The 20,813-nt window shown below is 48.4% G+C and carries 22 protein-coding genes; 11 read left to right on the forward strand and 11 right to left on the reverse strand.

Annotation, left to right across the window (positions count from 1 at the left end):
* Nucleotides 1-101: 101 nt before the first annotated feature.
* The 3 genes from ACE3T3_RS14330 to tusA form a co-directional block, all read right to left on the reverse strand.
* Nucleotides 102-440 (reverse strand): hypothetical protein, encoded by a 339-nt coding sequence (locus tag ACE3T3_RS14330; protein ID WP_374668088.1) that lies wholly within the window; start codon nucleotides 438-440, stop codon nucleotides 102-104.
* Complete coding sequence (locus tag ACE3T3_RS14335) at nucleotides 437-697, reverse strand: hypothetical protein (RefSeq protein ID WP_374668091.1); 261 nt, start codon at nucleotides 695-697, stop codon at nucleotides 437-439. The genes ACE3T3_RS14330 and ACE3T3_RS14335 overlap by 4 nt, the downstream gene beginning before the upstream one ends.
* A gap of 149 nt (nucleotides 698-846) precedes the next feature.
* Nucleotides 847-1,104, reverse strand: coding sequence for a sulfurtransferase TusA (gene tusA, locus ACE3T3_RS14340; RefSeq protein ID WP_374668093.1), 258 nt, complete (start codon nucleotides 1,102-1,104; stop codon nucleotides 847-849).
* Nucleotides 1,105-1,396: 292 nt separating this feature from the next.
* Here tusA and ACE3T3_RS14345 point away from each other — a divergent pair, with 292 nt between their 5' ends.
* Together ACE3T3_RS14345 and lnt are read left to right on the forward strand one after the other, a co-directional pair.
* Nucleotides 1,397-2,236, forward strand: a complete 840-nt coding sequence (locus ACE3T3_RS14345; protein ID WP_374668095.1) for an HlyC/CorC family transporter — start codon at nucleotides 1,397-1,399, stop codon at nucleotides 2,234-2,236.
* Entirely contained in the window at nucleotides 2,233-3,792 is a 1,560-nt protein-coding gene (gene lnt / locus ACE3T3_RS14350) for an apolipoprotein N-acyltransferase (protein ID WP_374668097.1), read from the forward strand. Before ACE3T3_RS14345 ends, lnt begins: the two co-directional genes overlap by 4 nt.
* Before the next feature lie 98 nt (nucleotides 3,793-3,890).
* Here the strand turns inward: lnt and ACE3T3_RS14355 are convergent, their stop codons facing one another.
* From ACE3T3_RS14355 to gspF, 4 genes are all read right to left on the reverse strand, one after another.
* Nucleotides 3,891-4,229, reverse strand: coding sequence for a tRNA-binding protein (locus ACE3T3_RS14355; protein ID WP_374668143.1), 339 nt, complete (start codon nucleotides 4,227-4,229; stop codon nucleotides 3,891-3,893).
* A gap of 256 nt (nucleotides 4,230-4,485) precedes the next feature.
* Nucleotides 4,486-4,821: a hypothetical protein gene (locus ACE3T3_RS14360; RefSeq protein ID WP_374668099.1), complete on the reverse strand. Its 336-nt coding sequence runs from the start codon at nucleotides 4,819-4,821 to the stop codon at nucleotides 4,486-4,488.
* 317 nt (nucleotides 4,822-5,138) lie between these two features.
* Nucleotides 5,139-5,576 carry a type II secretion system major pseudopilin GspG gene (gene gspG, locus ACE3T3_RS14365; protein WP_374668101.1) on the reverse strand — a complete coding sequence of 146 codons (438 nt, stop codon included), beginning with the start codon at nucleotides 5,574-5,576 and terminating at the stop codon, nucleotides 5,139-5,141.
* Between the two features lie 39 nt (nucleotides 5,577-5,615).
* Complete coding sequence (gene gspF / locus ACE3T3_RS14370; RefSeq protein WP_374668103.1) at nucleotides 5,616-6,821, reverse strand: type II secretion system inner membrane protein GspF; 1,206 nt, start codon at nucleotides 6,819-6,821, stop codon at nucleotides 5,616-5,618.
* A 149-nt stretch (nucleotides 6,822-6,970) separates the two neighbouring features.
* On the opposite strand from gspF, the gene ACE3T3_RS14375 reads away from it, so the two are divergent.
* The 9 genes from ACE3T3_RS14375 (at nucleotide 6,971) to ACE3T3_RS14415 (ending at nucleotide 15,979) form a co-directional block, all read left to right on the forward strand.
* On the forward strand, nucleotides 6,971-9,193 hold the full coding sequence (locus tag ACE3T3_RS14375) for a primosomal protein N' (RefSeq protein ID WP_374668105.1): 2,223 nt from the start codon (nucleotides 6,971-6,973) through the stop codon (nucleotides 9,191-9,193).
* 65 nt (nucleotides 9,194-9,258) lie between these two features.
* On the forward strand, nucleotides 9,259-11,103 hold the full coding sequence (locus tag ACE3T3_RS14380; RefSeq protein ID WP_374668107.1) for a monovalent cation:proton antiporter-2 (CPA2) family protein: 1,845 nt from the start codon (nucleotides 9,259-9,261) through the stop codon (nucleotides 11,101-11,103).
* Between the two features lie 50 nt (nucleotides 11,104-11,153).
* A complete protein-coding gene (locus tag ACE3T3_RS14385) occupies nucleotides 11,154-12,029 on the forward strand; it encodes an Hsp33 family molecular chaperone HslO (protein WP_374668109.1) in 876 nt (291 codons plus the stop codon).
* 262 nt (nucleotides 12,030-12,291) lie between these two features.
* Entirely contained in the window at nucleotides 12,292-12,744 is a 453-nt protein-coding gene (locus ACE3T3_RS14390) for a DUF2147 domain-containing protein (protein ID WP_374668111.1), read from the forward strand.
* Between the two features lie 316 nt (nucleotides 12,745-13,060).
* Nucleotides 13,061-13,519, forward strand: a complete 459-nt coding sequence (locus tag ACE3T3_RS14395) for a DUF2147 domain-containing protein (RefSeq protein WP_374668113.1) — start codon at nucleotides 13,061-13,063, stop codon at nucleotides 13,517-13,519.
* A 177-nt stretch (nucleotides 13,520-13,696) separates the two neighbouring features.
* Nucleotides 13,697-14,158, forward strand: a complete 462-nt coding sequence (locus ACE3T3_RS14400) for a DUF2147 domain-containing protein (RefSeq protein ID WP_374668115.1) — start codon at nucleotides 13,697-13,699, stop codon at nucleotides 14,156-14,158.
* Nucleotides 14,159-14,312: 154 nt separating this feature from the next.
* On the forward strand, nucleotides 14,313-15,281 hold the full coding sequence (locus ACE3T3_RS14405) for a DnaJ C-terminal domain-containing protein (RefSeq protein WP_374668117.1): 969 nt from the start codon (nucleotides 14,313-14,315) through the stop codon (nucleotides 15,279-15,281).
* Between the two features lie 11 nt (nucleotides 15,282-15,292).
* Entirely contained in the window at nucleotides 15,293-15,631 is a 339-nt protein-coding gene (locus ACE3T3_RS14410; protein ID WP_374668119.1) for a chaperone modulator CbpM, read from the forward strand.
* A gap of 81 nt (nucleotides 15,632-15,712) precedes the next feature.
* On the forward strand, nucleotides 15,713-15,979 hold the full coding sequence (locus ACE3T3_RS14415; protein ID WP_374668121.1) for a YdcH family protein: 267 nt from the start codon (nucleotides 15,713-15,715) through the stop codon (nucleotides 15,977-15,979).
* A gap of 191 nt (nucleotides 15,980-16,170) precedes the next feature.
* On the opposite strand, the gene ACE3T3_RS14420 is transcribed toward ACE3T3_RS14415, so the two are convergent.
* The 4 genes from ACE3T3_RS14420 to ACE3T3_RS14435 form a co-directional block, all read right to left on the reverse strand.
* Complete coding sequence (locus ACE3T3_RS14420) at nucleotides 16,171-17,412, reverse strand: magnesium transporter CorA family protein (RefSeq protein WP_374668123.1); 1,242 nt, start codon at nucleotides 17,410-17,412, stop codon at nucleotides 16,171-16,173.
* A gap of 97 nt (nucleotides 17,413-17,509) precedes the next feature.
* A complete protein-coding gene (gene pnp / locus ACE3T3_RS14425; protein ID WP_374668144.1) occupies nucleotides 17,510-19,597 on the reverse strand; it encodes a polyribonucleotide nucleotidyltransferase in 2,088 nt (695 codons plus the stop codon).
* Nucleotides 19,598-19,885: 288 nt separating this feature from the next.
* Nucleotides 19,886-20,155, reverse strand: a complete 270-nt coding sequence (rpsO, locus tag ACE3T3_RS14430) for a 30S ribosomal protein S15 (protein WP_067761248.1) — start codon at nucleotides 20,153-20,155, stop codon at nucleotides 19,886-19,888.
* Nucleotides 20,156-20,424: 269 nt separating this feature from the next.
* The gene (locus ACE3T3_RS14435; RefSeq protein ID WP_374668125.1) at nucleotides 20,425-20,610 is read right to left on the reverse strand and encodes a hypothetical protein; all 186 of its coding nucleotides are present in this window, start codon (nucleotides 20,608-20,610) and stop codon (nucleotides 20,425-20,427) included.
* Nucleotides 20,611-20,813: the final 203 nt, after the last annotated feature.

The raw sequence follows: 20,813 nt of genomic DNA on the forward strand, positions 1-20,813 counted from the left end.
ATATGGCCCAAAAAATAATACTGAATATTAGTAAAATAACTATTAAATCTTTTATATTCATCTTAATCTTTCATATCCATAATCTACAAGTGCCTCACCTGTTACACCACCAACATATCCCCCAAGAAGAGTGAACCCACAGCTATAACCCCAACAACGCCAATTACTGCTCCCCCGATTGCTGTTCCAACTCTTGCTCCCAATAGACCTCCATTAATTTTACCAGTCTGTTTTAAAATTTCCTTTCTTGTAGCATCTGGATCACCTTTTTCATAGACTTGAGCTGCTGAATTTGCACTGCCATAAATATCCCAAGCGAAAACCAGCCTTCCACCCAACTTTAAGCTTCTACTAACTTGAGATGTTTCATCCATATTTTTAATATAATCATCAATATTACTATAATTTTTTGCACGAACAAAAACAGTTCTTCTAATCATATCTCTATTATCTTTAAAATTAATCCCATGATTCCATGCGAAAAATCTTTGATTAGATGCTGCTTGAGGGGAATATTGGCTTGTGTGGATAAGCAAATCAGCTGCATCTGCACGCCGTCATTGATGGCATGCTGGCCATCAATACGCTGTACAAAAACCTGCGCATGGAGTGCTGGATTGGAAAATCGAGCATGAATAGCGCGTTTCTGCGCGCCCAAGCCGAATTGTTCTAAAATTTGGGCAATGGTATTGAACATGATGACAATCTTTTTAATTGTTTTTTTGTATATTTAATCGGCGGTATTCTAAAAGCTAGCGCCGCCTTACGCTAGCCCTTGTTCTGTTTGAAAATGTAACTAATTCAAAAATTAAGATAAAAGTAAAATATCAAAAATACTGAAAAGGTTTAGCCTTTCTGCACCAAATAATGAAATTCTTTATGGCCGTTTTCATCCAAACGCTCTTCCTGCAGCAGCAGTTCATGGCCTAAATGCATGCAGAATTTTGGAATATCCCAAGACGTTGAGTTATCCGTTGCAAAGACTTCAACCACATCGCCAGACTTCGATTTGCGGATGGCTTGATGCAGCATCATCACAGGCTCAGGACAGCGCAAGCCGCGGGTGTTCAATTGAATGCTCGGCGTAATGGCAGGTTCAGACATTGCATAACTCAGAAGATAAAAACGCTCTTAGTTTAGCATGCCCATCCTGAAGCCGCATCTGCTGCGCATTTGGCTTTCTATCTGCGCTGCAGCATCAAAACACCCGCTTTTCTGACTGAAAAAGCGCAGGCAAAAATAAGCGCCTATTCTTCAAGATCGCTCAAGCGGCCATTCATCACTATACTTTTGATCTGATCAGCCTATTTTCACTGCGCAAAGAACATAGACAACTGTATTTTCTACGGTATGATAAAATCATATTTTTAGATATTAAGAGTCTTCAGGAAAGATCATGCACGAGGAATCAGGCCCGTCGTGGGGCATGCGCGGCTTACGTAAATGGTTAGGCACGGCGCCGGAAACCCGCGACGAACTGTTAAAATTAGTACAAGATTCACGTCGTTTTTTAGAACCCGATACTGTTGCCATGCTTGAAGGCGTGCTTGACCTTCCGGCAACTAAAATCCGCGAGGTGATGACCCCGCGCACCGCGATGATCAGCCTGCAGGAAGATGATGAGCTTCTCGACATTCTGCATGTGCTGATTGAGTCTGCGCATTCACGCTTTCCTGTCTTTTCATCTGACCAGCCCGACAATGTTGTCGGCATTCTGCTGGCCAAAGACCTGCTGCCGTTTTTAACCGACCGCAGCAGCAAAGTCGATGTCCGCGCGCTGATGCGCCAGCCGCTGTTTGTGCCGGAAAGCGCGCGCTCAGATCAAGTGCTGCGCATGCTGAAAAATACCCAGACGCATATTGCGGTGGTGATTGATGAATACGGCACCACTTCCGGCTTGGTGACGCTGGAAGATATTTTGGAAGAAATTGTCGGCGAAATTGAAGATGAGCACGACAATCTGGACGAAGAAGCTGAATTCATCGTGCCGGATGCCGATCCGAAAACCGCCAATACCTGGCTGGTTCAGGCGCTTACACCAATTGAACATTTCAACAATGTTTTAGATGCTGATTTTTCTGACGATGAAGTAGAAACTGTCGGCGGTCTTTTGCTTCAGGAAATTGGTTTAGTGAGCGATTTGCAAGGTCAAGTCATTGAAATTGAAAATTGGGAATTTACGATTCTGGAAGCAGATGCACGCACTATTCATCTGATCCGGGCTGTCCGTAAATGAGAACCTATTTTGACAAACTGTTGAATTCCGCAGAACAACAAAAACAGCTGCCCTTGATTTATCCCCTGCTGATTGCGCTGTTTTCCGGCGCAGTCTTCAGTTTTGCGCTGGCGCCTTATCATTACTGGTGGCTGGCAGTTTTATCCCCAGCCCTGCTGTATGCCTGCCTGCGCAAACGCAGCGCCAAGCAGGCCTTCGGCATTGGCTGGGCTTACGGCATTGGCCTGTGGTTTGTCGGCGCATTTTGGCTGTATACCTCGATTCATGTCTATGGCGATACCAATGCCTTTTTAAGCGTATTGATGATTGCCGTCATGGCTTTGGTGATGGGGCTGTTCACTGCCGTGCAAACCTGGCTTTACCGCCGTTTTTTCCCGGAAACACCGCTGACCTTTGCGCCGCTGTGGGTGCTGTTTGAATGGTCTAAAACCTGGGTGTTCACCGGTTTTCCATGGCTGTTTGCCGGCTACGCTTTTACCGAACGCTTTTTGGATGGCTACGCGCCGCTGTTCGGGGTTTTCGGCGTGTCTTTCGCGGTCATTCTGCTGGCCTGCGCGCTGGTTGAAATCCTGAATAAAAAAGCCTTTTGGATTGTGCCGGCGGCCGTGCTGCTGCTTGGCGCATGGGGAGCTGCTCAGCTGCAGTTTGTGCAGCAAAAAGCCGAAAAGCCGCTGTCTGTTTCCTTGATTCAGGGCAATATTCCGCAGGATTTAAAATGGCTGACCGAATATCAAACCAAAACCCTGATGATTTATGCGCAGCTGAGCCGTACGGAATGGGGCCGCGATCTGATCGTTTGGCCTGAATCTTCAATTCCGCTGTTCCAAACCGACATTGAACCGTTTTTAGACGCCATGAATGCGCAGGCGAAAAAAACTGGCACGGCATGGGTCACCGGCATTCCTTACTGGGATTTGGCGGAATCCAGCCGTGAAGGCCATCCAATGTATTACAACAGCATCATGGCCAGCGGTGACGAATCGTCCGGCCTCTATAAGAAACAGCGCTTAGTGCCTTTTGGTGAATATATTCCGCTGTCCGGCTTGCTGAGCTGGGTGCTGCCTGCACTGCAGAATGATCCGTCAATGAGCGGTTTTTCCCGCGGCGCCAGTGATCAAAAGCCGTTATCCGTCAAGCATCATGATCTCGGCGCGGCCATCTGCTATGAAGTGGCCTATCCGAATCTGACCCGGCGCAATGCGCAGCAAAGCGACTTCCTGGTGACCGTATCCAATGATGCCTGGTTCACGGGTACGGCTGGCCCCTTGCAGCATCTGCAAATGGTGCAAATGCGCGCGAAAGAAAATGGCCGCTGGTTTATCCGCGCCACCAATACCGGTGTGACCGCCTTTATTGACTCTAACGGCCATATCGTAAAGCGGGCGCCTATGGATAAAGAAGCCGTACTGCGCGGTGATCTGCCGGCAATGCAGGGCGAAACCCTGTACATGCGCCTCAGCGACTGGCCTATATTGGGCTTCTCGGTGCTGCTGCTGATTGTGGGCTGGATTTACCGTCCGCGAAAAGTGGACGTCTCCTTTAAATCGCGCCGTTAAGCGCAATTGCCTTATGCAAAGGCAATCAAAAACCGGGCTTAGGCTCGGTTTTTTTATTGGGCTGCCCGCACGCTTTAAATGAAAAGCCGGAAAGGCAATTACAGCAGTTTCGTGCCCAGCGGCACGTCTGCATCTGGAACGCACAATGCCACCTGCCCTGCAGCATTATGAAAGCCCGTCACCAGGCATTCTGACTGAATCGGCCCAATCTGCTTTTTCGGAAAATTCACCACCGCGGCCACCAGCTTGCCCAGCAATTGCTCCGGCTGATACAGCTCGGTAATCTGCGCGCTGGATTTTTTGATGCCAAGTTCTTCCCCAAAATCGACATGCAGAATATAGGCGGGTTTTCTGGCTTCCTGAAAAATTTCCGCCTGAACAATCCGTCCGACACGGATCTCTACTTTTACAAAATCATTCCATTCAATCTGCTGCATGGCGCCGCGCGCTCCTGTTCTATTTTCCATCATCCGCAGTATAGGAAAAGACATGCTGCCCGCGCTGCGCTGAAACAGACAACAGATCCTGCAATTCAGACAATTTCCGATCTCAGCCATCTGACTGAAAACAGCGTGAAGTCTTTTAAGGGCCATAAAAAACCGGAGGTAGGACTCCGGTTTTATCTTCCTGCAGTGCAGGATGCGCTTTAAAAGTTATGCACTTTATCTTGCGTGCAGGCGCTCTGGCTGCATCTTAAAACTGACTGGCCAGATAGGACAGCATTGCCGCCAACGACAGCATGGGAAGATAGCGGTAGATGTTTACCGCGGTATGTTCCAATGCAGAACCCTGCGCCTGCTGCAATTCTGCAGCTGCGGCATTCAATGCCGACCAAAAACTTAACACCAGCAGGCTGCTCATCATGCTGACCGCAAAAAAGCCGACCATAATTTGGCTGCCGCCTTCAGTGCTTTGCCACAACAGTAAAATGCCTTGGCTGATGGGTAAAATGCTGAGCGCCAAAAGAACAGATTTCAGCATCGTCCAATGAAATTGATTGATTTCATCGTCTAAAATAAATGCTTTCATGCTCTCCTCCCTCCGCTGAATCAATGTCATAAGCACCATTATGCAAGCTTTAATTTAAATTAAAAGCGTAGATTCCTGCATATTTTTAAATTATTGTAATCAATAAACTTGGGAATAATTCTTATTATAAATTTCAAACCAGTTTATTATTTAATATTAATATTTTTCATATAGTTATATTTTAAAAGATCATCAAGAAAGATTATCACTTCACCCAATATTGAAACAGCCTATTAAGTGAAGCGATTTATTCCATCAAAACTGAATCGCCAATCACGCTAAATCAAGAATCAAACTGAATAAAGAATGATTCTTAATTAATGCTGATAAAAAATATCGGCATCATTGCCTTCACCGCCAGACTGGCCATCTGCGCCAAAGGAATACAGGTCATACGGGCGCCCTTCTGTTCCCGGAGTTACATATTGAATGTCATTTTCCCAGCTGTCTTTAGGATAGCCGCCTTTCACATAACCGCCCGGCAGCCAGTTTTTCGCCGATTCCGGCTTATTGACCAAAGCGCCCAAACCTCCATCCTGCATCGATGGAAATTTGCCGTTATCCATTTTGTATTGATCAAGTGCGCCAGCCACGCTTTTCAGCGTAATTTGCGTTGTATCCACTTTGGCTTTTTCACCGCGCCCCATCACGTTTGGCACAATAAGCGCAGCCAAAACGCCCAGAATCACAATCACTACCATCACTTCAATTAAGGTGAAACCGTTTTGCTTGCTGTTTAATCCATTTGATTGCATCTATTTAATCTCGTGTTCTATCGCACTGAAAGGGTTTATTTAAATCATATTATTCATATTGACGATTGGCAGCATCACTGCGATCACAATCACCAGCACAATACTGGCCATCAGCACCAGCATCAGCGGCTCCAATAACGCCAGCAGCGTTGAAATCAAGGTGGTGACTTCCCGGTCCTGCATGTCTGACGCACGCTCGAGCATCCGGTCCAATTCGCCGGAAGCTTCACCGCTTCGGATCATTTGTACCATCATTGGCGGGAAATAACCACTGCGCTCCAGCTGGGTCGCCAAGTTGCCACCTTCGGTGACTTTTTCCGCCGCCAAATTCACGGAATCCCGGATTACCCAGTTATTGCTGACGGCCGCGCCAATTTTTAAGGCATCCACCAGCGGCACGCCGGATTTGGTTAAAATTGACAGCGTACTGGCAAAACGCGCCGCATTAATGCCTTTGGACAACTTGCTGAACAGCGGCAGCTTTAAGGTCAGCCGGTCAAAGGCATAATGCCCCGCGGCTGTCCTTAAAAAGCGCGCCAGCAGGAAAATGCCTAAGGCCGCGCCAGCCAGCAGAAAAGGCCAGGCGATGCGGATAAAATCACTGGCATTCATCAGCGCAACCGTAATCCACGGCAGCGCTCCTTTGTCCTGATCAAAAGTTTTAACGATATCCGGCACCACATAGGTCATGAGGCCCATCACAATCGCAAAGGACATCAGCATTAAAATCACCGGATAAATCATCGCGCCCTGCACTTTTTTCTGCATGGCGAAACGGTTTTCGGTGTAATCCGCCAGCTGGTCTAAAATCAGATCCAGATGGCCTGAGCGCTCGCCGGCGGCGATGGTGGCGATGTACAGTTCGGGAAAGCGCCCGGACTGGCTCAGCGCATTGGCCAGCGAATGGCCCTCCAGCACTTTGGACCGCACCGACATCAATAAATTCTGCACATGCGCTTTTTCATTCTGCTTGCCGACTGCGCGGATGGCTTCTTCCAGCGGAATAGCGGCCGCCACCAGCACAGACAGCTGGCGGGTCATTAAGGCTAAATCATAAGAGGTGATGCTTTTTTGAAACCAGCTGCGCTGCGCATGCTTATCTTTCTGCTCAACGGGATCGACCGTCACAGGGATCAGCGCTTTATCGCGCAGCTGCTGCCGGATTTGACGTGCAGAATCCCCTTCAAGCACACCCTTCTGCTGCTTCCCTGAAGCATCTATGGCGGTAAACTGATATGCTGGCATTGTTATGCTCTAATTTTCCAAAAAATTGATCCGCGCAGTTGCGCCTAACCCTTAAAATCATTCATATTCTAGATATAAATTATCCGCTCACTCTAACACAACTCCAGATCGATCACGACGACTTTAAAATAGGATCAAATCGCTTTTTTATGCAAGTTTCCAATCCTGCTTCACTAGCTGCATACCGGGTCCGCATTGCCGTTCCCGTCTACCTGTACGACTGTTTTGACTACAGCCTCAATGCTGAACAATATCAGCAGGCAGAAGTCGGCGCGCGGGTTGCGGTCTCTTTTGGCCGGCAGAATCTGGTGGGCATCATCATCGAAAAACTTGCGCCCAATGCGCCGATTGATCCCAATATCAAACTCAAAGCCATTACCGAACTGCTGGATGATCAGGCCATTCTAAACGGCAAAGTTTTAAGTTTGCTGACATGGGCGGCGCAATATTATCAATTTCCCATCGGTGAAGTGATGCATAGCGCGCTGCCTGCGCTGCTGCGCCAGGGCAAGCCTTATAATTTACTGGCCCGCACATGGAAACTGCTGGATCAGGACGCCGAAAGCAAAATCAAACGCTCCGAACGGCAGCAGGAGGCTTATAAAATCCTCAAGCTGCATCCTGCCGGCACGTCTGAAAATCTGCTGAACCTCGCAGGGATTGAAACGGCAACCTTAAAAGCGCTGGAGAAAAAAGGCATCTGCGAATGCGTGCTGGAAGCGCAGGATTTCAATCCGATGCCGGTCACCATGGCGCAAATGCCCTTAACTGCCAATCCTGACCAGAAAAAAGCCATTGATGCGGTGCTGAAAGCGCGGAAAAAATATCAGGCCTTTTTGCTGGATGGCTTGACCGGCAGCGGCAAAACCGAAGTCTATCTGCAGATCATGCAAGAGGTGCTGAAACACGGCAAGCAAGTGCTGGTGCTGGTGCCGGAAATTGGCCTGACGCCGCAAACCGTCAGCCGCTTTCAGTCACGCTTTCACTGCAATATCGCCCTGCTGCATTCTGGCTTGAATGACTCCAAGCGCCTGCAGGCTTGGCAGGCCGCGCAGACCGGAAAAGCCTCGATTATTTTAGGCACCCGCTCCGCGATTTTGACCCCCTTGCCGAATTTAGGGCTGATTGTGCTGGATGAAGAACATGACCTGTCCTTTAAACAGCAGGAAGGCTTCCGCTACCATGCGCGCGATATTGCGCTGTACCGCGGGCATCTGGAGCAGTGCCCTGTGGTGCTGGGTTCTGCGACGCCGAGCATCGACAGCTATGCTCTGGTGCAAAACGGTAAAATGAGCGTTCTGGAGCTGAACCAGCGCGCCGGTTCAGCCCTGATGCCGAAAATTCATATTCTGGATTTAAAAATTGCGCAAAAGCAGCATGGCATCAGCCAAATGCTGCTGGATGAAATGAAAAAGCGCCTGGATAAAAAAGAACAGGTTTTGGTGTTTTTAAACCGCCGCGGCTATGCGCCGGTGCTGATTTGCGAAAGCTGCGCATGGCAGGCCAAATGCCCGCATTGCGATGCCAACTTTACCGTGCACCGCACGCCTTATCAGCATCTGCACTGCCACCACTGCGGCACCATTCACCGCATGCCGGATCATTGCCCGCAGTGCAATCATACGGAATTGAAATCCATCGGCATGGGCACCGCCAAGGTGGAAGAAAGCCTGAACGAGCTGTTTCCTGACCATGAGGTGATCCGGGTTGACCGCGATTCAACCAGCCGGGTGGGCAGCTGGCAGAAGATTTACGATAAAATTCAAAAGAGCGAACCAGCGATTCTGCTCGGAACGCAAATGCTGGCCAAAGGCCATCATTTTCCCTATGTCACCTTGGTGGCGATTTTAGATATCGACTCCGGACTGCTGAGCGTTGATTTCCGCGCGACGGAACGCACCGCGCAGCTGGTGGTGCAAGTGGCTGGCCGCGCAGGCCGCGGCGAACGCAAAGGCGATGTGTATTTGCAGACCTTGCGGCCCGAGCATCCGCTATTGAACACTTTGGTGCAGGAAGATTACCGTCAATTCGCCAAGCAGACCCTGAAAGAGCGCCAAGCTGCGCTGATGCCGCCTTTCCGCTATGCGGCGCTGATCCGCTGTGAATCTAAAGATCAAAAATTGAATACAGATTTTTTACAGCAGCATGCTCAGCTGTTAAGGCAAAATTCACAGCAGACGGTCGATATCTGGGGGCCGATCCCCGCGCCGATGGAACGCAAAGCCGGACGCTATCAGTCGCATATGGTGCTGCTGTCTGCCGACCGCGCCAGGCTGCATTTTTATATCCGGCACTGGTGGCTGAACATGCTGCATCAAAAGCCCTCCAGCATGAAGCTGAGCCTGGATATTGACCCGCAAGAACTGAGCTGAGGCTGATCTTCACATTCAGCCTCGCCAAAACGCTGCACAGCAAGAAACAGAACTAGGACGGACGCATGTCACTACTGCTGCAAATCACCATCTTTTTAGGCGCCTCACTGCTGCTGGTGCCCCTGCTGAAACGATTCGGCATCGCAACGGTTTTGGGCTACCTGTTTACCGGCATGCTGCTGGGGCCCAATGTGCTGAATATTGCCAGCGACGCTGTGGCGATTCAGGAACTGGCGGATTTTGGTGTTATTTTATTGATGTTCATTATTGGCTTAGAACTGCGCCCGCAGCGCCTTTGGCAGATGCGCCATTCCATTTTTGTCATGGGCAGCCTGCAAGTGGGGATTTCCGGTGCGCTGCTGGCTGCAGTCAGTTTCTTTGCTTTGCAGCAAGGCATCGCTGCCAGCGCAGTGATCGGCTTTGCCTTGGCGCTGTCCTCCACCGCCTTTGTGCTGCAGCTGCTGAGCGAAAAACAGCAGCTGAACACCACGTTTGGCCAGCAGTCCTTTTCCATTCTGCTGTTTCAGGACATGGCCGCGATTCCTTTAATTGCAGTCATTCCGCTGCTTGCCGGTTCAGCGTCCGCACATCACGGCATTGCCTATTTTGCGGCCATTATCGCCACTTTCAGCGGCCTGTTTTTATTCAGCCGTTACCTGATGCGCCCCTGTTTCCGTTTTGTCGCAAAAAGCGGCGCGCATGAACTGATTACCGCTGTCGGGCTGTTTATTGTGCTCGGCGTGGTGGGGCTGATGGATGTGCTGGGCATCAGCACCACCTTAGGCGCATTCTTAACCGGTGTGCTGCTGGCGGATTCTGAATTCCGCCATGAACTGGAAGCCAGCATTGCGCCGTTTAAAGGCTTGCTGCTCGGCCTGTTCTTTATGACGGTGGGCATGACCACCAAGGTGTCCCTGCTGATTGATATGCCTGCCCTAATTCTTGGCGGCGCCATTGCGCTGATTGCGGTCAAAATGCTGGCATTGACCGCAATCGCCCGCTGGTTTCAGCAGTCTTGGCGCAACAGCCTGATGCTGGCGGCCTGCCTGGCGCAAGGCGGTGAATTCGCTTTTGTGGTGTTCAGCGTGGCCGTCAGTGAACAAGTGCTGACCCAAGCCATGATGGAACCGCTGACCCTGATGGTGACGGTATCGATGGTGTTGACACCGGTCATCTACTGGCTGATGAATGCAGTCATTTTGCCGCGCCTGCAAAAAGGCGAAACTGCACCGCAATACGATGACATTCCCGACCACCATCCACCGATTATTATTGCCGGCTTTGGCCGCTTCGGGCAAATTATCGCCCGTGTCGCGCACATTCAACATCAGCCCTTCACCGCCATTGACAGCAGCTTAGATAAAGTCGATTTTGTCCGCACTTACGGCGGCCAGCTGTACTATGGCGATGCCGCGCAGCCGGACATTCTGCGCGCTGCGGGCATTGAGCATGCCAAAGTCTTTGTGCTGGCCATTGATGATATTGAAGATTCGATGAATGCCGCGCGCCATATCCGCCTGAATTATCCTCAGTTAAAACTGCTGGTGCGCGCCCGCGACCGCCATCATGTGCATCTGCTGCGTGATATCGGCGTGGAGCATATTTGGCGTGAAACTTATTTATCCTCGCTGGGCATGGCCTATCATCTGCTGCGCGATGTTGGCGTCAATGAAGAAGATGCTTATAAAAGCATTGAACTGTTCCGCAATTTCGATGAAGAACTGCTGGCGCAGCAGCAGTACATTTATACCGATGAGCAGAAGATTTACGAAACACATCGTAACGCTTTAGCGGAACTGGAACATTTATTTGAAAGCGACACGCAAATCCGCCAGCCGCATACCGGCGTGGATTTGCAGCGTGAACTCAAGCGCGACCGCATTGATGTGACAAGAGATGATCTTGAATGACTTGTGTTTTACAATAGTGTCACCATTAATGCAGGGTTATGGAGAATTTTATGTCTGATTTACGCCAACGCTTTTTTATTGAAGATAGCCCTGTGCGCGGTGAAGTGGTTCACCTTGAAGAAGCCCTGCAAGCCATTCTTGCACAGCGCAGCTATGCCCCTGCTGTGCAGATTCTATTGGGTGAAATGCTGAGCGCAACCGCGCTGCTGGCCAGCACATTAAAAATCAAAGGCCGTATCAGCTTGCAAATTCAGGCATCAGGCACCTTTAAATGGGGCATGGCGGAATGCAACCACTTAGGTGAAGTGCGCGCTTTGGCCGACTATGAAGAAGATCCGCATTTCCTGCAGGCCGAGGACAGCAGCACGGTGCTGAAAACCCTGCAAAATCCGGTGCTGTTCATTAATATTGAACCGGAACACGGCGAACGCTATCAGGGGATTGTGCCTTTGGATCAGCCAACGCTGGCCGGCTGCCTAATGCAGTATTATGATCTGTCTGCGCAGATTCCGACGCGCATTGTATTGGCCAGCACGGCGCAGCGTTCCGGCGGCCTGCTGATTCAGCTGCTGCCGCGCAACAGCGAGGAAGAACAGCGCCGCGTCGATGAAGATCTGTGGCCGCGCTTGACCATGTTAACGGAAACACTGAAAGCGGAAGAACTCACTGAACTGAATACTCAGGAAATTCTGTACCGCTTATATAATGAAGAAGATGTGCGCCTGCCGGAAATTGAACAATTGCATTTCGGCTGCACCTGTTCCAAAGAACGCTGCGCCAATGCGCTGATTCAAATCGGCGCAGCGGCCGTGCGTGAAACACTGGAGCACGAAAACCCGATCAGCATGGATTGCCAATTCTGCAATGCGCATTACAGCTTTACGGCTGAAGAAGCGCTGGGCTTATTTGGCGAACATCTAAGCTAAGCGCTGAAGATGAGCGCTTAAACAGCTCAATCAAAAAGCATCCTGATGGGTGCTTTTTTATGCTTGAAGCCGCGCTGATCCGCCGTTGAGGATTCCTCCCGCAGGGCTGAAAACCACATATTTCCTGATTTGGAAAAAAGATGAACAGCCTTGCTATCTGGCATCGTTCCAGTAAAATTTGCGCGGAAATAAAGCTAAAACAGCAATAAAAAACTTTATTTTTCAAATAGACAAAAAAATTAAAAATAAATGGACAATCCATATGAATAAACACCTGATCTTTAGCCTGTTAAGCTTTTTTGCTTTCAGCCTCCACACTCATGCCGCCGATATCAGCGGAACATGGAAAACCATTGATGACAAAACCGGCTATGCCCGCGCTGAAGTCAAAATCAGCAAACTGAAAGACGGAAGCTATGCAGGAAAAATTATTAAAATTCATGCCATCCCCAACCGCCCTGCCATCAGCCATTGTGAAAAATGCGAAGGCAAGCTGAAAAATGCCCCGCTGCTGGGCTTATCCATTCTGTCCGGCTTTCAGCGCAGCGATGAAAAATCCAATGAATACATTCATGGTAAGATTATTGACCCGCTGTCCGGCAATACCTATCAAAGCAAGGGCCAGCTCAATGCCCGCGGCAATGTTTTAACCCTGCGCGGCTATGTCGGCACGCCCCTGCTGGGCCGAACCGTTTCATGGATCCGGGTCGAATAATCCGCAGCACTGGGGTTCAAGGCCCAAGCTGCGGCACCCGCCTGCAGCGCTTGAGCCAGCCAATTTGAGCCGTCCGTCTGCGGCTTATCAGGCCTCGGGGCAACCTCAGCGATACATTTCATCAATCAGGCGTCAGTGCACAGCCATTCGCCATCGCATTCCCTCTTTCTTTTCCAACGAAAAAGCTGCAATGCATTGAAATAATTTAGCTTTATTCAAAAATAAATCTGGCGTTCAGATTATATTTCGCTATATATTAAATCCTTATTTTTTTTATGTTTTTAAAATTAACGGTTTATTTTTCGAGCGTATATTCATGAAATTTAATTTGATTCCTGCCCTTTTCCTTGGCCTGAGCAGCATCAGCCTGTGCGCTTTCGCAGACAGCGACCCTTTGCTCGGAACCTGGAAAACCATTGATGAACGGACGGGGTATTCACTGGCGGATGTCATCATCAGCAAAGATAAAAATCAGCATTACACGGCAAAAGTCATCAGCACACGGGCGCTTCCAGGAACGCCCCTGCAGGAAACCTGCATCAAGTGCAGCGGCGCGCAAAAAAACATGCCTATTGTCGGCATGGCCATGCTGACGGGATTGAGTGCAGACCCGGCGCATCAGCGTGAATATATTGACGGCAAAATGATTGATCCGCTGTCTGGCCAGTTGTCAAATGCACGCGCGCGTTTAATGCACAACGGCAAGCATTTGCTGATCCACAGCCGGCCTGAAGGATCGACTGTAGGCCGGAATTTAACTTGGGTGAAATACTGAGCAGCGCCTGAAGCTGGCATTATTCTCACCAGAAAATAATTTTAATGTGAAAAAAATCACAATAAAGCATATGGTTTGAGTAATAATTCAATTTTATCTATTTGATTTTAAAAAAAATTATCTATAGATTAGTGCGCTTACTCTAAAATGAATTATAAATTTGCTATGGGGATGAGCATGAAGGGTATTTGCAAAGGCTTATTGACAGGATTATTGCTGTCTTCAATTTCTGCATTCGGTTTTGCAGCTGTTGATGATCCGCTGGTGGGCAAATGGAAAACCATTGATGACCGGACTGGATATTCACGGGCCGATGTGGAAATACGCAAAAAGGCTGACGGCACGTATGAAGGAATCATTGTGGAAACCCGCAACATTCCCGGTTCTGAAAAAATGGGGATTTGCTCACATTGCCCTGGCGCTTTAAAAAACAAGCCGTTCATTGGCTTGCCTTTTATCTGGGACTTCAAAGCGACCCGCAACCCGAATGAATTTATTGACGGCAAAGTGCTTGATCCAATCAGCGGCAAAGTCTACAAAGGCAAAGCCAAGCTGAATGCGACTGGCAAGCGCCTGACTTTACGCGGCTATATCGGCGTTTCGGTGATTGGCCGCAGCGTCACATGGGTGAAGTATTAAGCTGCTCTCCGCTCTGCAAGAGGCCTCAAATTGAGGCCTTTTTTATTGTCATAATCTGAAACAATATGCTTCAAATAAACACTGTCTCATTTCCATGAAGGCTCATATATTGATTAAAACACAATCACTTTAATGCAGAGTTCATATAAAGAATATGGCAAAAAACTATTATGAGGTGCTTGGCCTATCCCGTGATGCTTCACCAGATCAGCTGAAAAAAGCTTATCGCAAATTGGCGCGGAAATACCACCCCGATGTCAGCAAAGAAGCGGATGCCGAAACCCGCATGCAGGAAGTCAACGTTGCATATGACACCCTGAGCAACGCAGAAAAAAAGAAAGAATATGATTTTCAGCTGGATCATCCCGAAGGCTTTGGGTCATTTGGCGGCCAGTCAGGACACAGCGGTTTTGATGATGCTCAATTTTACCGCCGCGGCGCGGGCCAGAGCGGACAGCAGGCGGATTTCAGCGGATTTGAGGACTTATTTGGACGTTTCGGTTCAGGCTTTGGCGGCGGGCACTCTCAATATCAGCACGACCGCAGAAGCAAGCAGCCCTATAAGGGCGAAGACCAGCATGCCAGCATCGAGGTGGAATTAGAGATTGCCTATACTGGCGCCACGCAGAACATTACGCTACAAATTCCGACCTTCAATGCCTACGGCGAGCCGGAAGTGCAGCGCAAAACGCTGCAGGTCAAAATTCCGAAAGGCCTGAAAGACGGGCAGCAGATCCGCCTCAGCCAGCAAGGCCAATCCGGCATTAATGGCGGCGGCAATGGCGATCTGTATATCGAAATTCACTACCTCAGCAGCACGCGCCTGCGTGCAGAAGGCGCAGATGTCTATATGACCGTAGATGTTGCGCCATGGGAAGCGGCTTTAGGTCAAAGCATTCAGGTCCGAACTTTAGACGGCAGCTGCGTACAGGTAAATTTGCCTAAAAATGCCAAAAACGGCCAGCAGCTGCGCCTGAAAGATAAAGGGATACCAAATAAAACACCCGGACATTTGTATTTGGTATTAAATATAGTTAACCCTCCTGCTCAAAGCGCAGAAGAGCAGCAGGCATATCAAGCATTTGCTGAAGCATTTCAGCAATTTAAGCCTAGACAGCCTTAAGGAGTACCCTCATGACAACAATTTATTACCGTGAAATTGTATCTGGCGGCTGCGAACAGACTGAAATTGTCGATGAACAGCGCAGTTTTGATTTGCAGCATTTTGCCCAAGCCTGCGGACAGAGTCCTGAATGGGTGCTGCAGCTGCTGGAGTACGATATTTTGCCCAATCGCCCAGACAGCCGCGTACATCAGTTTTTTGGGGATGATATTTCCCGGGCCAGACGCGCTTACCGCTTGCAGCGTGATTTTGATGCCAGCTTTACCGCTGTTGCCATGATGCTGGATTTGATTGACGAAGTGCAGAACCTGCGCCGTCAAGTCAAGCATCCGCAATTTCAATCACACTGATCCGTTTTTGTTCTTTCCAGCAGCAGCCCTGCTGGAAAGGTGGATATTTTTTTCATTTTTTTGAGAGCACTGTTCACGCGTATGAAAACCAAAGAATGCAATAAAAAAATTAAAAACATGTTCCCTGAATTCCGGGATTTAATTCAGCAGCTGCGTGAGGACAATCCGCATTTTGCGCGCCTGTTTGAGCAGCATGAAGAATTGGATCAGGAAATTTGCCTGCTGGAGCAAGACCCGGTCAATGTCATCAATATTGATATTGAAACGCTCAAGCGTCAAAAACTGAAATTAAAAGATGAACTTTACCGGCTGCTGAAGCTGGCGCAAAACGATACCCCAGCGGTTTAGTTCGGGACGCTCATTGGCCCACAGCTCACCCATGGCCTTGCGATGCCGATGCAAATACTCAAATAAGTGATGAATTCAACGCTGGCAAACGTCTGACCCGATGGCGAATCGATCCCTTTGCAGCTCAGCATACTTCTGCATCCAATAGCGCAGCTTCCTGCGGCTGAGATCAGCCATTCAGAGGGACAGCATTATTTGATCCGGGTCAGCTTCTCGACCTCTTTCAGGGTTTCTTTGACCGTCTGCTTGAATGGCTCATAATCCAAAAACCACAGCAAGCTGACATGCTGATCCTGATGCTGCTGCGCCAGCATATCAATCACACTTTTTTCACCCCGCCCCACCATATGCCTGCGGTAAAAATAATAAATCAGCAGCAGGGTCGTCATCAGCATGATGCCGAGCATAATCCAAAAACCCTGTTCAGACTTCAGGCCCGGGATAAACTCGAAATTCATGCCGTAGACCCCGGTCAGCAAAGTCAGCGGCGCAAATACCGCTGTAATGATGGCCAAAATCCGCATATTTTCATTGGTCTGATTGGCGATGGCAGAAAAGTGCAGATCAATGGCCGCCTGCACCGCGCCGCGTAAACGGATGGTATGCTTTTGAATCCGCTCAATATGGCTGCTCAAATCATCCATGCGCACCAGCATGATGTCTTGCCGTTCTGTTTTCTTTTTGCCTTTTAAGTGCGGGTAATTTTCCACGATTTCATCGCGCAGTTCCTGCAGGCATTCAATTTGCTCTTCGCATAGGTTTTCCACTTGCTGAAAAGCCATATTTTCCTGCAGCAGCTGCTGCCATTTGGTAAAACGGCGGTGCCCCTGCAGCAGTTCCTGCTGCCAATACTCCACTCGGCGCGTTAAGGGCACCCGCAAATCCAGATAGCCGTCCACCATGCTGTTCAGCAGCCGCAGCGTTAAATCCAAAGTGGTCAGCGGCAATTTCCGTGTTTTGTTCTGCGGCTCATCGGCATTGCGGTTCATAATGGCAGCAAGCCGCTGCAGATAATTTTCAACCGCCTTATTGCCCTTTTCCCGAATCGTAATCAGCACCTGCGGTGTAATAATGAAGCTGATGGGCGTGGTGGCCAATCCAAATATCCGTTCATGCTGCTCCACCGCTTTTTCGCCAATTTTGATTTCATCATCCGGCGTAATCAGTTTTCGAAAGACCAGCAAATCATAATCATCCATTGTGTCAAAAGCGCAAGGATGCTCTAAATTCAAAATATCTTTGACATGAAACTCATTGATTTGCAGCGATGCCTGCTCCAGCATGTCCTGCTGCCATGCGTCTGCACGGTTCACCACATCCTCACGGGTGCAGTCTACCCAAATAAATTCAGCTTCAGCCGGCGCAGTGACCCGGCCTTTTTGCACATGAATCAGCGCATCTTCCGGCAGCTGAAAAAAAGAATAAATTTGCATAGACCCAATTATTATTGTGTTCGCTTCCCTGCATCATGCCATAAAAAAAGCCTGCATCAAGCAGGCTTTTTTAAACTCATTCAAAACATCGCAGCGATTAAGCCTGTTCGATGTCTTTCATAGTCAATTTGATACGGCCACGGTTATCAACGTCAGCAACCTGAACTTTGATTTCTTGACCTTCAGTCAATACGTCTGAAACGTTGGCAATGCGTTCGTTTGAAATTTGAGAAATGTGAAGCAAGCCGTCAGTACCTGGAAGGATGTTGACGAACGCGCCAAATTCAACGATACGGATGACTTTACCCGTATAGATTGTACCTGGTTCGATTTCAGCAGTCAGCGCTTGGATTTTTGCAACAGCAGCAGAAGCCGCCGCTTTCGTTTCACCGAATACGCGAACTGTACCGTTGTCTTCGATATCAATCGCCGCTTTCGTTTCTTCAGTGATGGCACGAATTGTTGCGCCGCCTTTACCGATCACGTCACGGATTTTGTCCGGGTTGATGTTGATCACTTGGAATGTCGGCGCGTGCATAGAAATTTCAGGACGAGCGCGTGAAATCACTTGGTTCATTGCATTTAAGATGTGCATACGGCCTGCGTACGCTTGATTCAATGCAACTTCCATGATTTCTTCAGTGATACCTTCGATTTTGATATCCATTTGAAGCGCAGTAATACCGTTTGCAGAACCGGCTACTTTAAAGTCCATGTCGCCAAGGTGATCTTCGTCACCCAAGATGTCAGAAAGCACTGCGAAACGCTCACCTTCTTTCACTAGACCCATTGCGATACCCGCAACTGGCGCTTTCAGCGGAACACCTGCGTCCATAAGTGATAATGAAGCACCACATACCGAAGCCATTGAAGATGAACCGTTAGATTCAGTGATATCCGATACGATACGGATCACGTACGGGAAGCGGTCAGCTGCAGGAAGAACTGCTTGAACACCACGGCGCGCAAGACGGCCATGACCGATTTCACGGCGTTTAGGACCAGATTCACGACCAGTTTCACCTACAGAGTATGCAGGGAAGTTGTAGTGCAGCATGAAGTTGTCAGTTTTTGTACCCGCAAGAGTATCCACCATCAACGCATCACGAGTGTTGCCCAAAGTTGTTGTTACCAACGCCTGAGTTTCACCGCGTGTGAACAATGCAGAACCGTGAGCGCGGTCTAATACGCCTACTTGTACGTCAAGCGCACGAACAGTTTTGGTATCACGGCCATCAATACGCGGTTTGCCTGACAAGATATTGTCACGTACGGTACGGTATTTCAGGTCTTCGAAAAGTTCGTTCAGGTCATCTGCAATGCCGTCAACGTCTTCTTCAGGAACGAACTGAGCAACCGCTTCAGCTTGAAGCGCATCAAGCGCGTCATAACGTTCGTGTTTAACTGCAATGGTGTATGCTTCAGAAATTTTCGCTTCAAACGCTTCTTTCAATTTCGCGCGAAGCTCTTCGTTTTTCGCAGGCGCTTCCCAAGTTGACTCAGTTGCGCCAGCAGCTGCAGCAAATTCTTTAATCGCTTGAATGGCGATTTGCATTTCGTCATGACCGAACAATACTGCACCGAGCATTTGGTCTTCAGACAATTCTTTCGCTTCAGACTCAACCATCAATACTGCAGCTTCTGTACCTGCAACTACGAGGTCAAGGTCAGATTCTTTCAATTGTTCGTGGTTCGGGTTCAGGATGTATTCACCGTTGATTAAACCAACGCGCGCGCCGCCGATTGGACCACGGAAAGGTGTACCAGCAATTGCAAGTGCAGCAGACGTACCCAACATGGCAGCAATATCCGCTTCCATGGTTTTGTCAGATGAAATTACAGTTGCAGTCACTTGGATTTCGTTGAAGTAACCTTCTGGGAACAATGGACGGATTGGACGGTCAATCAAGCGTGAAATTAAAGTTTCAGCTTCAGACGCACGGCCTTCACGTTTGCCGTAACCGCCAGGAATACGGCCAGCCGCATATTGTTTTTCTTGGTAGTTAACAGTCAATGGGAAGAAATCTTGACCTGCTTTTGCTTTAGGCTGCGCAACCACAGCAACTAAAACTTGCACACCGCCCATCGTGATCACAACAGTGTTTGCCTGACGGGCAACACGGCCTGTTTCCAAGACAACATTGTGCTGACCGTATTGGAATTCTTTACGAATAATATTAAACATCGACATGTTTTATTTTTTCCTAGTTCTTGTGAACAATTATTCTAGTGGAGACCCCTAAGGTTTGGCATTCACATTGCCGCAAAACAGCAAGAGCATAAATGACAAAGCTTAGAAGCCGACCTCACTAGACAATTTAAATGCTCATAATGAGTAAAATACTAATTTAAGACACAAAGAAGGAGCGAATCATCGCCCCTTCCCCATTATCCAGTCAAAGCTGGATAGACTTCAGTTTTCAGCAATACAGCATTCAGCATGCAATAATCCGAAAATAAAGTTTAAATCGAATTAACGACGTAAACCTAAAGCAGCGATCAATGCGCTGTAACGAGTAGCATCTTTGCCTTTAAGGTAGTCAAGAAGCTTACGACGTTGGTTAACCATACGGATCAGACCGCGGCGGCTATGGTGGTCGTGTTTGTGTTCTTTAAAGTGACCTTGCAAATCATTGATTTGAGCAGTTAAAAGAGCTACTTGAACTTCTGGTGAACCAGTGTCGTTTTCAGCGCGAGCGAATTTTGCAATGATCTCTGCGCGATCTGCGTTAGTTAAAGCCATTCGATTTCTCCGAGATGCTTAATAAATTACATTTGATACAAATCAAACCGGTTCTTCAAAACCCATTTGACTGCCGTGCATCACTACAGCAAGTGCATTATATTAAGGGAAAAACGGTCCGATTGCAAAAAATGATCGGATGAATATGCAGAAAACTGCAAAGCCGGCGGCCCTGCATCTTAAATATCAATTCTGATGAAATGCTATACAGCAGAGTTTAATGAATGAATTTCAAAGGACTGCATATTTTACGCCACCGTTCGTTCAAATCAGCCCGGTTTCAATGCACGCAATGCAAACCGTTCAGACCCAAATTGATGCAGCGCAGCGCCACTGGCAGGCCTGAAGAAATGCATGGTATTTTTTGCCAATACTAATCTACTGAAATTATTCAAAACAGAAAAAGCCCGAGCAGAGCTCGGGCTTTTTTGCGCTGTAGTTTCTTCTTTTTTCATTATAATTTTATTATTTATTGTGTTTTATGCGCTTTCCGCGTCTTTTAGCCAAACTTTCCATGTTTCAACTTTGCACTTCCTGTTGTGGTAGATTTTGCCACAAAGCCATGCCGAAAAAAGTCTCTTTTTTCGCATCTGCTTGTAAGCTTTATCGTACAATAAAAATGCAATTCAATGAATTTTCAAGTATTTTTCATTGCTTT

This window comes from Acinetobacter sp. (assembly GCF_041919735.1).
GTDB lineage: Bacteria > Pseudomonadota > Gammaproteobacteria > Pseudomonadales > Moraxellaceae > Acinetobacter.